This is a genomic window from Streptomyces sp. BB1-1-1, from assembly GCF_031597775.1.
Taxonomy (GTDB): domain Bacteria; phylum Actinomycetota; class Actinomycetes; order Streptomycetales; family Streptomycetaceae; genus Streptomyces; species Streptomyces thinghirensis.
The window spans coordinates 8,658,104-8,671,581 of sequence record NZ_CP134203.1 but is presented as its reverse complement, the minus strand read 5'-3'; the positions used below and the strand labels follow the sequence as shown (position 1 = coordinate 8,671,581).

General features: G+C 70.0%; 11 protein-coding genes. 1 reads left to right on the top strand and 10 read right to left on the bottom strand.

The features are described from left to right. Positions 1–17: 17 nt before the first annotated feature. From RI578_RS39945 to RI578_RS39900, 10 genes are all read right to left on the bottom strand, one after another. Positions 18–1,376 carry a thymidine phosphorylase gene (locus RI578_RS39945; protein WP_310869142.1) on the bottom strand — a complete coding sequence of 453 codons (1,359 nt, stop codon included), beginning with the start codon at positions 1,374–1,376 and terminating at the stop codon, positions 18–20. Further along, a complete protein-coding gene (locus RI578_RS39940) occupies positions 1,373–2,650 on the bottom strand; it encodes a DegT/DnrJ/EryC1/StrS family aminotransferase (protein ID WP_310869143.1) in 1,278 nt (425 codons plus the stop codon). Before RI578_RS39940 ends, RI578_RS39945 begins: the two co-directional genes overlap by 4 nt. Next, positions 2,556–3,707 carry a Gfo/Idh/MocA family oxidoreductase gene (locus RI578_RS39935; protein ID WP_310869144.1) on the bottom strand — a complete coding sequence of 384 codons (1,152 nt, stop codon included), beginning with the start codon at positions 3,705–3,707 and terminating at the stop codon, positions 2,556–2,558. Before RI578_RS39935 ends, RI578_RS39940 begins: the two co-directional genes overlap by 95 nt. 51 nt (positions 3,708–3,758) lie before the next feature. Then, positions 3,759–4,334, bottom strand: coding sequence for a disulfide bond formation protein DsbA (locus tag RI578_RS39930; RefSeq protein ID WP_310869145.1), 576 nt, complete (start codon positions 4,332–4,334; stop codon positions 3,759–3,761). Positions 4,335–4,389: 55 nt separating this feature from the next. After that, a complete protein-coding gene (locus tag RI578_RS39925; RefSeq protein ID WP_310869146.1) occupies positions 4,390–5,697 on the bottom strand; it encodes a glycosyltransferase in 1,308 nt (435 codons plus the stop codon). Continuing rightward, positions 5,694–6,959, bottom strand: a complete 1,266-nt coding sequence (locus RI578_RS39920; protein WP_310869147.1) for an MFS transporter — start codon at positions 6,957–6,959, stop codon at positions 5,694–5,696. The genes RI578_RS39925 and RI578_RS39920 overlap by 4 nt, the downstream gene beginning before the upstream one ends. A gap of 11 nt (positions 6,960–6,970) precedes the next feature. Then, entirely contained in the window at positions 6,971–8,209 is a 1,239-nt protein-coding gene (locus tag RI578_RS39915; protein ID WP_399059182.1) for a glycosyltransferase, read from the bottom strand. 64 nt (positions 8,210–8,273) lie between these two features. Further along, on the bottom strand, positions 8,274–9,653 hold the full coding sequence (locus RI578_RS39910) for an FAD-dependent oxidoreductase (RefSeq protein ID WP_310869149.1): 1,380 nt from the start codon (positions 9,651–9,653) through the stop codon (positions 8,274–8,276). After that, a complete protein-coding gene (ribA, locus tag RI578_RS39905) occupies positions 9,650–10,246 on the bottom strand; it encodes a GTP cyclohydrolase II (protein ID WP_310869150.1) in 597 nt (198 codons plus the stop codon). Before ribA ends, RI578_RS39910 begins: the two co-directional genes overlap by 4 nt. A gap of 838 nt (positions 10,247–11,084) precedes the next feature. After that, positions 11,085–11,768 (bottom strand): histidine phosphatase family protein, encoded by a 684-nt coding sequence (locus RI578_RS39900; protein WP_399059184.1) that lies wholly within the window; start codon positions 11,766–11,768, stop codon positions 11,085–11,087. A gap of 226 nt (positions 11,769–11,994) precedes the next feature. On the opposite strand from RI578_RS39900, the gene RI578_RS39895 reads away from it, so the two are divergent. Continuing rightward, entirely contained in the window at positions 11,995–13,143 is a 1,149-nt protein-coding gene (locus RI578_RS39895; RefSeq protein WP_310869151.1) for a dihydrofolate reductase family protein, read from the top strand. Positions 13,144–13,478: the final 335 nt, after the last annotated feature.

Genomic DNA, 13,478 nt, shown 5'->3' with positions numbered 1-13,478 from the left:
GGGCACCTCCGCGCATCTCAGGCCGCTCCCGGCTCGAAGACCCGTTGCACGGTCGCCGGCGCGACGACCCTCGTGTCACCGAGCCGGAACGCCGACTCCACCAGCGACCGAGCGGCGGCGACGTCACCGCCGTCGTAGCACAGCTCCGCGAGGACATCGCCCTTGTCGACGCGGTCCCCGACCCGGCGCCGCAGCAGCACACCGGCGCCGTGGTCCAGGGGCGCGTCGTACGTCAGCCGCCCCGCCCCGAGCAGCAGGCTCGCATGGCCCACGGAGCGGGGCTCGATCCCGGTGACCCAGCCCGATCCGGGCGCCGTGACCGTCATCCGCCGCCCGGCGGACGGCAGCCGCTCGGCCTCCAGCGCGGCGGCGTCCGCCCCCTGCGCGACCGCCCACCGCACGAACATCTCGTACGCCGACCCGTCGTCGAGGACCCGGTCGATCCTGTCCATGGCCTGCTCGTCGGTGAGCGCGGCGTCGACGCTCCGCAGCATCAGCCGGCAGACCGTCGCGCACAGGTCCCACAGTCCGGGGACGCGCTCCCCGCGGAGTACGGCCAGCGCCTGGCGGATCTCCAGCGCGTTGCCCACCGCGGGTCCGAGCGGCTGGCTCATGTCGCTCAGCACGGCCCGCGCGCTCAGCCCGAACTCGGCGGCCAGGTCGAGCATCGTGCGGACCAGCTCGGTCGCGCGGTCCCGTTCCTGGATCAGCGCTCCGGCGCCCGTCTTGACGTCGAGGACCAGCCCGTCGGCCCGTACGGCGAACTTCTTGCTGATGATGCTGGCCGCGATCAGCGGGATGCTCTCCACGGTGCCGGTGACGTCGCGCAGCGCGTAGGTGGCGCCGTCACCCGGTGTCAGATCGGCGCTCTGGCCGGTGAGGACCATGCCGACGGAGGTGAGCATCGGCACGATCTCTTCGATCGGGATCGTGGTCCGGAGTCCTTTGATCGACTCCAGTTTGTCGAGCGTGCCCCCGGTGAAGCCGAGGGCCCGGCCGGTCATCTTCGCCACCGGGACACCGCACGCCGCGACCACCGGCACCACGATCAGTGTGGTGGTGTCCCCCACGCCGCCCGTGCTGTGCTTGTCCACGACCGGGCCGTCCACCCGGCTCAGGTCCAGCCGGCCACCGCCGATGGTGTGGGCCCGCGTCAGGGCCGCCAGTTCCGCCGTGGACAACCCCTGGCAGGCGATCGTCGCGAGCCAGGCCGCCATCTGGTAATCCGGAATCCGGCCGTGGACGTAGTCCGTGACGACGCCCTCGATCTCCCCGGCGTCCAGGACCGCTCCGGCGCGTTTGCGGTTGGTCGAGCCGATGACCCGGGCGGACGCCGCGGCGTCCTTGAGGTCACCGGCCGACGGGACGGGACTCATGCGGGCTCCTTCCGCGCTCCGGACGCCAGATGGGCGGCGACCTTGTCGGTGACGGCCCGTACGGCGGCCAGGTACCGCTCGTCCTCCTCCTCGAAGCCCGCCGGGGCACAGGGCACCGAGATCTTGAAGGTGCGCGCCGCGAGACGCTCGGCCACCGGGAACTCCGTCCGCACACAGGCCCGGTCGTAGGTGGTCACCGGCGACATCGGATGCCGGAACAGATGCAGCGTGTGCAGCGGCGACGTCGCCTTCGGGATGTCGACGTCGTCCAGCCCCTCGGCGTTGCACGCCGCCACCAGCCGGTCCCGGCCGCCCGGAACCCGGTCGGGATCGACGTCGAAGAGCAGCGCGTAGTGGGCCGAGGTCCGCTCCGGCGTCGACAGCGTCAGCGGCATGACCCCATCGATCCGCCCGAAGAGTCCCGCGATCTCCTCCGCGAACACCTGCTTCCCCTTGATCCAGGACGGCAGTTCGGCGATCTGGCCCACCGCGAAGGCGACGCCCAGGGGATGCGCCCGGTACTTCAGGCCCAGACCGGTCACGGAGTACGGATAGAGCGGCCCCTGCGGATCCATCTCCTTCATCGCCCGTTTGTTGAAGTGCCCCAGCAACTGCGCCCGGTCGTACACTTCCCGGCTGCGGGTGGCCAGCACGCCGCCCTCGCCGGCGGCGACGAGCTTCTGGGTCTGCAGACTCCAGGCCGCGGCCGCGCCGAAGGTGCCGACCGGGCGCCCCCGGTAGGTCGCGCCGTGCGCGTGGGAGCAGTCCTCGACCAGTGCCAGCCCGTGCTCCTCGGCGAAGGCCACGACAGCGTCCATGTCACACGGCAGACCCCACATGTGCGTGATGACGACCGCTTTCGTGCGCTCGGTGACCAGCCCCGCCGCGGCCTCCGGGTCGAATGAGCCGTCGGGCCGGCAGTCGGCCAGCACCGGCAGCGCGCCCAGCTGGAACAGCGAGGCGGAAGTGGCGAAGAAGGTGTACGACGGGCAGAGAACCTCGTCGCCGGGGCCGAGGCCGATGCCATAGAACGCCGAATGCAACGCCGCGGTACCGGAGTTGGTCACCAGGCTGTACGGAAGGTCATGCGCGGTCGACCAGGCGTCCTCGAACTCCGCCACCACACCGGAGCGGTCGTACAGCGACAGCTTGCCGCTCTCCAGTTGCTTCAGAACGCGCTCAGACCACTCCGATCGCCGCTTCGGCCATGGATACTCCGTCGACCGGCTCAGTACCGGCTGTCCCCCGTCGATGGCCAGATCCGAAACGGGCATCCTGAGTCTCCTCGTGCAGCGGTCGTACGGAGGTCTGTAGGGAAATGGAGCGGTAGAGCGACTCGATGGTGGCAGTGACGCGTACACCGTCCTGCACTTCGCGTTCGGTGAAGTCCGGGTCGGAGAGGTGGTCGAGCGTGCTCACCAGCACGCCGGACGCCGGATCCCAGGAACGTTCACCGGTCAGCCGCTCGACCAGGTGATGCGAGCGGTCGAACCGCTCGAGACGGTCCCGGGTGAGCTCGATGTGCCCGTCGGAACCGTAGACGCGTATCAACTCGCTCTTCCTGGACTCACAGAGCGAGAGACGGAGCACCCCGGTGACACCGTTCGGATAGGTCAGTGTCGACAGGGTGGTCTCTTCGATGTCGTAGGCGGCGTCCGGAACCAGCTTGGGCGCCGCGCTCGCGTAGACGAGTGACGGCATGCCGAAGAACCAGTGGAGCAGATCGATGATGTGGTACCCCATATCGATGATGGCCCCGCCGCCGGAGGTCTTCGCCTCGGCCCGCCAACCGGACTGGTAGGCGTCGGTACTGAGCTGGTAGGTGGCGTCGAAGTGCCTGACGGCACCGATCCGTCCCAGCGCTTCCTTCGCCCCCAGGTACAGCGGGTGATGGCGCCGCTGGACGCAAAGCCTCAGGTGGCCGTCGTGTTCCCGGACGGCCGCAGCGAGATCCCGGGCCTCCGCCAGCGACAGGGCGAAGGGCTTCTCCTTCAGCACGGGGATACCGCGGCGGCACAGCTCCAGAGTGATCTCGTGGTGGGTGTGGTGCGGTGTGGCGACGATGACGAGGCCGGGGTCCACAGCATCCAGCAGGGACGCGTGATCGGAGAAGAACCTCGGACGGGCGGCGTGTCCGTTCCTGGCGAGTGCCTGCGTCAGACGCGTTTCCGCGGCCGGATCCACATCACACGCCGCGACCAGTTCGATGCGTGAGGACAGGCCGACGAGGGCGGGTACGTAGTCGTCCACGGTCCTGTGGCCGGCGCCGATGACGGCACAGCGAATGACAGGTGAGCCTGGCAAGTTGACCGACCCCTTCCAGCGAATCATGTGACATTCATGGAGAAACCTCAGCCGGTGAGCAGGAGAGGGCGCGGGCGGTCAGGCCCGGGCCCGCTTCAGTTCGCTGAAGGCGGTGACGGCGGAGAGGGCGGCGATGCTGTCGTAGAGACGGGCGGACTCCTCCCCCGCCGGTACGGCGGTGAGGATCGGGCCGAAGAAGCCGGGGGTGTCACCGAACGCCACGATGGGGGTGCCCGACTCCTGGCCCACCCGGCCCTGCCCCTCCTCGTGGGACGCCCTCACGGCCGCGTCCCACGCCGGGTCATCGGCCGCGTCCGCCAGTCCAAGGGGCAGGCCGGCCGCGGTCACCGCCCGGCCGATGGTCCCGTCGTCCCACTCTCCGGCCTTGTCGTGCACGCGGGTTCCCAGTTCGGTGTAAAGGGCGTCCACCACCTCGTTCCCACCGTGCTCGGCGGCCGCTGCCAGCACGCGCAGCACGCGCGCCCCGCGCCGGTGCCCTTCCCGGTACTGGCTCGGGACGTCGTCCCGGTCCTCGTTGAGGACGGCGAGGCTCATCAGCCGCCAGGTCACCTTCTCGCCCCGGACGGCCGCCTCGGACCGCAGCCAGCGCGAGGTGCGCCAGGTAAAGGGACAGGTGGGATCGAACCACATCATCGCGCCCATTGTGCGCCCTTCCAGTTCGGAGTTGTCGTTCTCGGCTGTGGGCCGGTCAACGGCCGGCGCCTCGGGAAGCACCGGTGAACGCGGCCGTTTGACGCAGCGTTCCGGCGCGGGACAGGAAACGCTCCTCGACCGTGGCCCGCGCGGCCTTGCTCCAGCGGAGCCGGCCGGCCTCGTCCGTCAGCGATCTACGGACCGTCTCCGCCCACGGTCCACCGCCGTCGGTGTAGGGCGTGAGGAGACCGTTGACGTCGTGCTCCATCTGCTCGCTGATGCCGTCGATGTCGGATCCGACGACCACGGCGCCCCGCCACATCGCTTCGGCCACGGTCAGTCCGAAGCTCTCCCGGACACTGTTCTGCACCACCGTCCGGGCGTACCGCCGCAGTACGTTCAGCGCGAGGTCCTCGCCGGTGCGCCGCAGCGGGCCGAACCGCCAGACGTGGACCCGTTCACGCACTGGTCCCGCCAGTTCCTCGCGGGCCCGCATGAGTTCTCCCCACACCTTCCGGTTCACCGGGTAGTTCTCCCGGTCGTCGATGTGCGGGCCGACGAGTACGAGCTCCACGTCCGGCTCCTGCCGCGCCAGGTCCGCGAAGGCCCGGACCACGCCGAGTTGTCCCTTCAGCGGGTCCCAGCGGGACACCTGGAGCACGAAGGGCGACTCGGGGGCGCGCAGGCCACCGGTGCCGTGATCGTCCAGGAAGATATGGGTGTCTTCCCCGCCGATGTCCGCCGGCCCGGCGGTGCCGCGGGCCGCGTGGACGTCGGACCACAGCGCGGCGTAGGTCTCCTCCGGCAGGTCCCGGTTCTTCCACGATCGCGGGTCGATTCCCGGCGGGACGACGAGGATCCGCTCGTCGTCCTCCCAGCCCGGCCAGATCAGGCCGCGATGCGGGAACAATAGGTGGTCCACGACGTCCAGTTGAGGCCGGAGGAAGGAGACGGCGTCCTGGTCGATCATGTCCAGGTGCTCGGAGCCGACGTGACAGCGCCAGGCGATCCTCGGCGTCACGGGGCGGATCGCGGCCGCCAGGTTGAGCACCATGGGGTCGTGCAGGACGACCACGTCGGCGTCCCGGGCCGCCGCCACCACGGCTTCGGCGTTCGCGCCGAGGAACCGTTCGACGCCCGAACGCACCCGGTCCTCCGGGAAGTCGCCCACCGGCACGCCGTACAGGGCGTTGTGCAGGACGAACGCGGCGTCGTGGGCCTCGTCCAGATCGTTCGCCGTGACCCATCGGGGCTGCCATCCGGACTCGACGAGGTAGGGCAGCTCGCTGCGGACGACCTCACTGACCCCACCCAGCTTGTCGGTGGTGCTGACGTGAAGGATGCGCGGTCCGTCCGAGGTCATGTGTTGCTCCTCTTCGATTCGGGATACAGGACACGTGCGGGAAACGCCCTCTCGCAGGCGACGAAGCCCAGTCCGCCGAGCGCGACGAGTGCGCCCAGTACCAGCCACAGGGCCAGGCTGTTCCACTGCAGGAGCGCGCCGACGACGGCGGGACCGCCGACGCTGGAGACGGTCCACGACATCTGGAAGACCGACGAGTACCTGCCGCGCAGCGGCACCGGCGCGGCCTCCATCGACAGCGACTGGGCCGGCGGACCGGCGGACATCTCGCCGACGGAGAAGAGCATGATGCCGACCAGCGCGAGCCCCGTCGCGACCGCCCGGGAGCCGCTGCCCGCGCCCGCGAACACGGCGAAGGCGAGCAGGAAGGCACAGGCCCCGACGAGCACCGCCCGGGTGCGCCGCAAGCCTGCCAGGGAACGCGAGACGACCGTCTGGAACAGCACGGTCATGGCCGTGTTCACCGCGAACGCCACGGAGGGCACCCACGGAGGCAGGCCCAGCGTGTCGACGAAGTAGAACGGCAGCACGACGCTGGGCAGCAGCCACGCCACGGTCAGCGCGGTGTGCGCCACGGTCATCGCGACGTACGGGCGGTCTCCCAGAACCATCCGCCATCCTCCGGACCCGGCCGCCGGTTCCGCGTCCGGGCCCCCGGGGCCGTCCGCGTCCCCCACGGCGTCCTGCGGGTTCATGCGCAGCCGGAAGAACACCACGGCCGACAGGAAGGAGGCGGCCACGGCGACGATCAGGATCGCCCGGAGCGTGCCTACGTCACCGGCGGCGAGAGCGACGGCGGCGGTCGCCGCGCCGAGGCCGAGGGCGGCGCTCTTGAAGGCGTTGACGACCGCGAACCAGCGGTCCAGCGTCTCCCCCTCGGCGACCTGTTCCGCGATGAACACCGGCCAGCCGACCCAGTACAGGCGCTGCGAGAAGGAGATGAACGCGACCGCCGCGACCAGCTGGAACCAGCCGTGGATGTCGACGAGTCCCAGGTAGCCGAGCCCGCAGCACGCGTTGGCCAGCACGAGGGTTCGCTGGGCACCCCAGCGGTCGGCCGCACTGCCGGCCACGGGATTCAGCACCAGGGCGACGAGACCGCCCCCGGTCAGGATCAGGCCGATCTGTGCGACCGGCAGATCGGTGCTGAGCGTGAGGTAGAGGAATGTGAGGGGGTAGAAGGCCCCGGCGGCGAGCGTGTCCACGAGCAGGACACCGAGCATGATCTTCCGCTGGGGGGTGTCGGCCAGTGGTCTCCGCATGGCCTTTCCGGTCACCGTGGGCCGTTCCCGTCAAGGAAGGCGACCCGCACCGCGCCGCCGATCCGGCGGGCCTCGGTGAGGAGGTCGCCGGACCAGCGTTCCCACAGTCCGCGCAGCCGGGACGTGATCACCACGAGGTCGGCGGAGCCCGGTTCGAGCACGGTGCGCAGGCCGACCGCGTGCAGGGCCGTCGCGCCGTCCGCCGCCACGTCGTCCTCCGGCCACTCGTCGAAGTCGACGAACGTGCACGCCACGCCGCTGCCGGAAGCGCCGAGGGTCCGCAGGCCTCCCGCGCCCATGACCACCACCCGGGTCGGCCGGCTGCCGTCCGGCAGCGGTTCGGCCACCAGACGCGTCACCTCCTGGCGTACGTCGATGTCGCGGGCCTGCTCGGTCCAGTCGAGCAGTCGCCGGTACTCGTACTCCAGCGGCGGGTCGTAGTGGTTGCGGGAATACATCGCCCCGTACAGCTCCATGACCGGAGAGGGATGCTTCTCCCACAAGGTCCAGGAGTTGGCGCAGTTGCTGCTGCGATTGCCGTCCAAGTCCCGTTCGTGCGGGCTCTCCAGGGCCCACGCCCGGTGCGACAGGACGATCGGCATTTCCCGCCGGTGGACGCGGAACCCGAACTCCAGGTCCTCCCCGCCCCAGGAACGGAAGTCCTCGTCGAAGCCGCCGACCGCGTGGAAGTCGGCTGCGGGCAGGGACATGTTGAGCGCCCACACGTTCATCCAGGGGGCGGCAAGACGCCTCAGGTCGAAGCCCACCTTCTCCAGGTCGTCGTGGCGCAGGTCCCGGAACTCGGCCTGGTCGGCGTAGGTACGTACCACCTCCTCGGGTTCGTTGCCGGCGATGGCCTCCGTGAGCCCCGGGAACGGCCGGTACGGGTTGTAGCCGTAGGTGTAGCCCAGCACCAACCGGCCGACGGCCTCGCCGTGTTCGTGTGCCGAGACGTGCTCGGCGATGAAGTCGGGTCCGACCAGGGCGCCGGTGTCGAGGAAGACGAGCAGGGGGGCGCCAGCCAGCCGGGCGCCGCCGTTGCGTACGGCGGCGGCCCGGAAACCCAGGTCCTCCTGCCTATAGGAGACGATCCTCAGTCTGGTGGCGAACGATTCGACCACCTCGGCGGTGTGGTCGGACGACCCGTCGTCGGCGACAACCACCTCGAACCGTTCCGGCGCGAACCGCTGCCGCGCGAGCCCGTGAAGTTGCTGCCGGAGAAGTTCGGCCCGATTGTAGGTCGGTATCACCACGGAAACCTGCGCATCGGGTGGTTGCGTCATCGCTGTCCTTCGCTGTGGGTCAGAGCCGCGCTCAGGCGGGAGCGGGTACCGACAGGGCGGGATGCGCCGGTCCGAAGACGCCGTCGGGATCCACGCGTCGTCTGACGTCCTGGATGGACCGGCTCGTGTCGTCGGCCATCCGGCCGGGACGGTCCAGGTCGACCGGATCGCTGGCGTAATTGACGTAGTCGGCGTGCCCCTCACCGTGGAGGGACCAGGGACGGGTCAGCCGGCTGATGCCGCGTGCCCAGTCCCGCCGGGCGTCGTCCTGGGCCGGATCACGCCAGATCGCCATCGCCAGCACGGTGTACGCCGCGTCGCGGAAGGTGATGGCCCCCGGTTCCTCGGCGTCGGGCACGGCCCCGCCGAGCGGTGTGATGATGACCGTGTCCTCGACGCCGTCTCCGCAGCCGCCGCTCGCGTACTGGTCGACGAGCCCTTCGGCCAGTTCTCCGGGCAGCGCGGTGAGCGAGGACGTGGACCAGTAGTGCCGTAGGCCGAAGTCGGTCTCGCCCAGTGAGGCCTGCATGGACAGGTAGGAGCGGGGACCGAAGTCCTTGCCGGTCAGAGGCGCACAGGCCATCATGCGCTCGATCCGTCGTACGACCGCCTCGTCTCCGCCGGAGTAGAAGACGTTGGCGACGACGGACCGGACGGCCGGGTCACCCCAGGGTTCGAGCATCAGCAGGCAGGTCATGTCCGCGGGCGCGTCCGCCATCAGCTCGGTGAACGCCGCCATGACCGGGGTCGCGTACCGCAGCGGATAGGCGAACCGGCCTCCGTACACACGCGGCACGGGCGCGAGCCGGAAGGTGAACTCGTCGACGACCCCGAGGCCGTGTCCCGCGCCTCGCAGCAGCCGGTTCAGCTCGGCGTCGTGCTCGGCGTCGATCCACCGTCGTCGTCCGTCGCCCGTGACCATCCGGTACGACTCCACCCGATCGCAGGCCAGGCCCAGGCTGCGGGTGAGGTAGCCGAGCCCGCCGCCCAGGGTGAGCCCAGCGACGCCCGTGGACCCCACCGTGCCTCCCGTGGTGGCGAGCCCGTACCGCGCGGCGGCGGCGTCGATGTCGTCCCAGGTGGCACCGCCCTGTACACAGGCGAGGGCCCGTACCGGGTCGACCGTCACACCGCGCATCAGCTTGAGGTCCATCACGAGGCCGCCGTCGTTGGAGCCCGATCCCGCGACGTTGTGTCCGCCTCCCCGGACGGTGACGGTCGTACCCGCTTCACGCGCGGCCAGGACGACAGCCGCGATCTCGCGGCTGTCGACCGGCAGACAGATCACGGCCGGCTGTCGGTCGTGCATGCCGTTGAACATGCCCCGCAGTTCGTCGTAGCGGGGGTGTCCGGTGGTGACGACCCGTCGGGGACACAGTTCCTCGAGGCGTTCGGCCAGCGAGGGGTTCACGAAGCGGTCCTCGGTTCGAAGGCGATCCGGTGCCCCGCGAAGTCCACCTTCGTCCGGAGGTAGTGGTCGTTGAAGGGGTTGACGTGGCAACCCGTCGGCACGGACTCGGCCACTCTGATGCCGTGCTCCGACAGTTGCCGTTGTTTGTCGGGGTTGTTCGTCACCAGCCGGATCTCGTCGTGGCCCAGGGCGGACAGGACCGCGGCCGCGACCCCGTAGTCCCGCGCATCGTCCGGCAGGTTCAGCTTCCGGTTGGCCTCGAAGGTGTCGACGCCCGAGTCCTGGAGGACGTAGGCGTCCAGCTTGTTGTAGAGGCCTATGCCCCGGCCCTCCTGACGGAGGTAGAGAAGAATTCCGCCCTGAGCCGCGAACATCGCTAAGGACTCGGCGAGTTGCGGACCGCAGTCGCAGCGCAGCGATCCGAAGACATCACCCGTGAGGCACTCCGAGTGCAGGCGGACCAGCGGCACGGGGCCGGGGTCGCCGAACACGAGGGCGAGGGGTTCCTTGTCGACGGGCCAGTCGGGCGGCAGCCCCCGGAAGGAACGGACGGTGGGAATGGCCTCCGATCCGTCCGGAAGGGCGATCGGCATCTTCACCGTGGTGCGGATGGTTAACGAAAACCTGTCCTGATCGCCTTTCACCGCATGCGTGACCTGGGTCATCCGTGGTTCCTTTCTCACAGAACGGCGTTGTGTGCATCTCGTGCGTGAGTGAGTTCATGCCGGGCGGGCGGCAGCGGCACCGCGACCGGCCCGTCCCGGCGGTCACCGCATGGAAGCGAAGGTGACCGCGGGACGGCATGGGTGGCCGTGCTGGGCATGCGCCGATGCCACGGGCGTGCACGGCCTGGAGGCGAACTGCGTCATCGGCCGGCCTTGATCGGTGCGCACACCAGTGCTCACCAGGACTTCCGAGAGTTCGTCCGGTGCGGGCCGGGCCAGTACCGACGCGTGATGGTGAGGGTCAAAGACAGCAGGCGGACGCGCCTCTGAGGCGTGGCGTCACTCTGCTGACAACGGCCGTCAGGGACCGTGGGAAAAGCCGGCCAGGGGCAGGTGTCCCCGTGTCCGACGCGTACGGAAACCTACGGTGCTGAGATGATCATGATGTTCTGGTGCAGCCATGACAGCGTTCGATTCCCCCGTCGACAACCAAAGTGACGCTACGTCAATGCATGGGCCCCGATACGGACATAGAACACGCGCTCCCGCAGCCTGCCACTCGGGAGCGCTCCCACGAGCCTTGCACGGAGGTTTTGCCCGCGTCAACAGACCTTGTCCCGGCCTCTGTTCGGCCGCCCCGGCAGGCCGGACCCGCGGACCCGGAACACCCCGGGTCGGAGGCGTTCGCACGGCTTCACGCGAGCACCGGCGGAGCACGGCGACAGGCCGCGGCCCGCCGGGGCACCGACTTCCCGTAGCGGCGCTTTCAGCGCAGATGCGACGTGTCGTTGAAAACGCGCATGGATGCCTTCAATCCGACGCAAGAAACACCCGAGAAGGACGCCGGGGCCAGCTCCATGGCGAACAGCGATGCGCCGGGTGCTCCGAGCGCCAGCTGTATCAGCACCTTGATCGGCGTGACGTGGCTGACGACCAGGATCGTCCGGCCCCGGTACCGGGAGATCAGGTCGTCCCTGACCCCGGCCATCCGCCGTGCCACATCGGCGAAACTCTCCGTGCTCCCGGTGGGCGCCGTCCCGGTCGACGCGTGCCACGCCGCCAGGTCCTCGGGGAAACGGGACCGCACCGCGTCGTAGGTCAGCCCTTCCCAGTCTCCGAAGTCGGCCTCCCGGAGTCCATCCTCGACCACCAGGTCCAGGCCGAGCCGGCGGGCGACGACCGCGGCGGTCTCACGGCAGCGCCGGAGCGGGGAGCAGACCACCGCCTCGACGCCGGCGCCCGCCAGGAGCGTGGCCCCGGCGGCGCGGTCCGCTTGCCACCGCCCCACGTCGGACAGCTCGGGGTCAGTGCCGCCGCTCCCGGAGAAGCGCTTCTCCGGAGTCAGGGCGGTCTCGCCGTGACGCAGCATCAGCAGGGTCGTACGGGGCTCCGCGCTCTCCCCCGGGGAGGCCCACCCGCTGCCGCCCGAAAGGACGTGCGTCGGCGTCACGGGTCCAGCGTCCGGATACGGATTCGTTGTCGAGGTCATCCGCACAGGCTAGCCCTGGGTTCCAGCCATCAAGGCGACGCAGACCGTTTCACCAACTCCCTTATGGTGCAGGCTTGTTACCTTCTCAGAGCCCGGGATCCCCGGCCGTACCCGGACACCGCCCGTACGTCCGCCGCGGCGGACCGGGCTCCAGCGTGAATCCTCACAGAACAGAACGGATGATCCGATGACCAGCCGCCCGTACGTCGTGCTGTCCGCCGCGAGCAGCGTCGACGGCTATCTGGACGACCCCACCGACCAGCGACTGCTGCTGTCCAACGCTGAGGACTTCGACCGTGTGGACGAAGTGCGGGCGGGCGCCGACGCGATCCTGGTCGGCGCCACGACCCTGCGCCGCGACAATCCACGTCTCCTGGTGAACAGCGAGGAACGCCGAGCCGCCCGGCTGGCACGCGGCCTGCCCGCGCATCCGCTGAAGGTCACCGTCACGGCTTCCGGCCGGCTCGACCCCGGCCTCATGTTCTGGCGGCACGGGGACAAGAAGCTCGTCCTCACCGTCGATTCCGCGCTCGAGAGGGTCCGGACGGATCTGGACGGACTGGCCGACGTGGTGAGCACCGGCGCCGAGCTCGACTGGGGCCGGGTCCTCGACGAACTCGGCCGCCGGCACGTCAAGCGGCTCGTCGTGGAGGGCGGGGGCACTGTGCACACCCAGTTGATGGCACAGGACCTGGCCGACGAGCTGCACCTGGCCGTCGCCCCGCTGCTCGTGGGACAGCCAGGGGCGCCGAGATTCCTCGGCCCGGCCGACTACCCCGGCGGCCCCACCGCGCGGATGCGGCTGCTGGAGACGAGGGCGACCGGCGATGTCGTGCTGCTCCGCTACGCGCCGAAGGAACGGGTCCCGGCAGCCGGCCCCACCCGTGAGCGTGACCTCCATTGGATGCGCAAGGCGATCGAACTGGCCGGGAAGTGCCCTCCTTCCGAGGGCGCGTACTCCGTCGGCGCGGTGATCGTCGGTGCCGACGGCACCGAACTGTCCCACGGATACAGTCGCGAGGGCGATCCGCACGTCCATGCGGAGGAGTCAGCGCTCGCGAAGCTGCCGGCCGGTGATCCGCGGCTGCGGACGGCGACGATCTACACCACCCTGGAACCCTGCTCCCAGCGCCGGTCGCGCCCGCATCCGTGCGCTCAGCTCGTGCTCACCTCCGGTCTCCTGCGGGTCGTGATCGCCTGGCGCGAACCCTCACTGTTCGTGGACGACTGCGTGGGCGTCGAGCGACTCCGGGCGGCCGGGGTGACGGTGGTGGAGCTGCCCGAACTCGCCGTGGACGCGAAGGCGGCCAACACGCATCTACTCGGCACTGGCTGACCGCGGAACCCCGGCCATGCCGCACCCACCGGTTCGCGGACACCGGCCGTATCCGTCGTCGGTGTTTTCCGGAGGTGAGCCTCGGGGCCGGGGCCGAACCCGGTGCGGGCCGCGCCGCCGACGCAGTGCTCGGAGTCGTCAATCAGCCAACCACGTAAGCACACGCCTTTTCTTAACCCACAAGCGAAACATGCGGGTCGCCGTGTCTGGCCTGAGCTGCGACGACGCGGCCGGACTTCCTCGGTCCGCAGGGCGCGACCACCTGGCCACCGAGCCCGCCGGAAGCCACCCCATAGCGAAGAAACGGGAAATCCTGCCCCCAGGCGCCAAGGCGG

Coding starts and splice junctions, on each gene's coding strand:
- RI578_RS39945 (WP_310869142.1), bottom strand. CDS start 1,376: ATGAGTCCCGTCCCGTCGGCCGGTGACCTCAAGGACGCCGCGGCGTCC.
- RI578_RS39940 (WP_310869143.1), bottom strand. CDS start 2,650: ATGCCCGTTTCGGATCTGGCCATCGACGGGGGACAGCCGGTACTGAGC.
- RI578_RS39935 (WP_310869144.1), bottom strand. CDS start 3,707: ATGATTCGCTGGAAGGGGTCGGTCAACTTGCCAGGCTCACCTGTCATT.
- RI578_RS39930 (WP_310869145.1), bottom strand. CDS start 4,334: ATGATGTGGTTCGATCCCACCTGTCCCTTTACCTGGCGCACCTCGCGC.
- RI578_RS39925 (WP_310869146.1), bottom strand. CDS start 5,697: ATGACCTCGGACGGACCGCGCATCCTTCACGTCAGCACCACCGACAAG.
- RI578_RS39920 (WP_310869147.1), bottom strand. CDS start 6,959: ATGCGGAGACCACTGGCCGACACCCCCCAGCGGAAGATCATGCTCGGT.
- ribA (WP_310869150.1), bottom strand. CDS start 10,246: ATGCCGATCGCCCTTCCGGACGGATCGGAGGCCATTCCCACCGTCCGT.
- RI578_RS39895 (WP_310869151.1), top strand. CDS start 11,995: ATGACCAGCCGCCCGTACGTCGTGCTGTCCGCCGCGAGCAGCGTCGAC.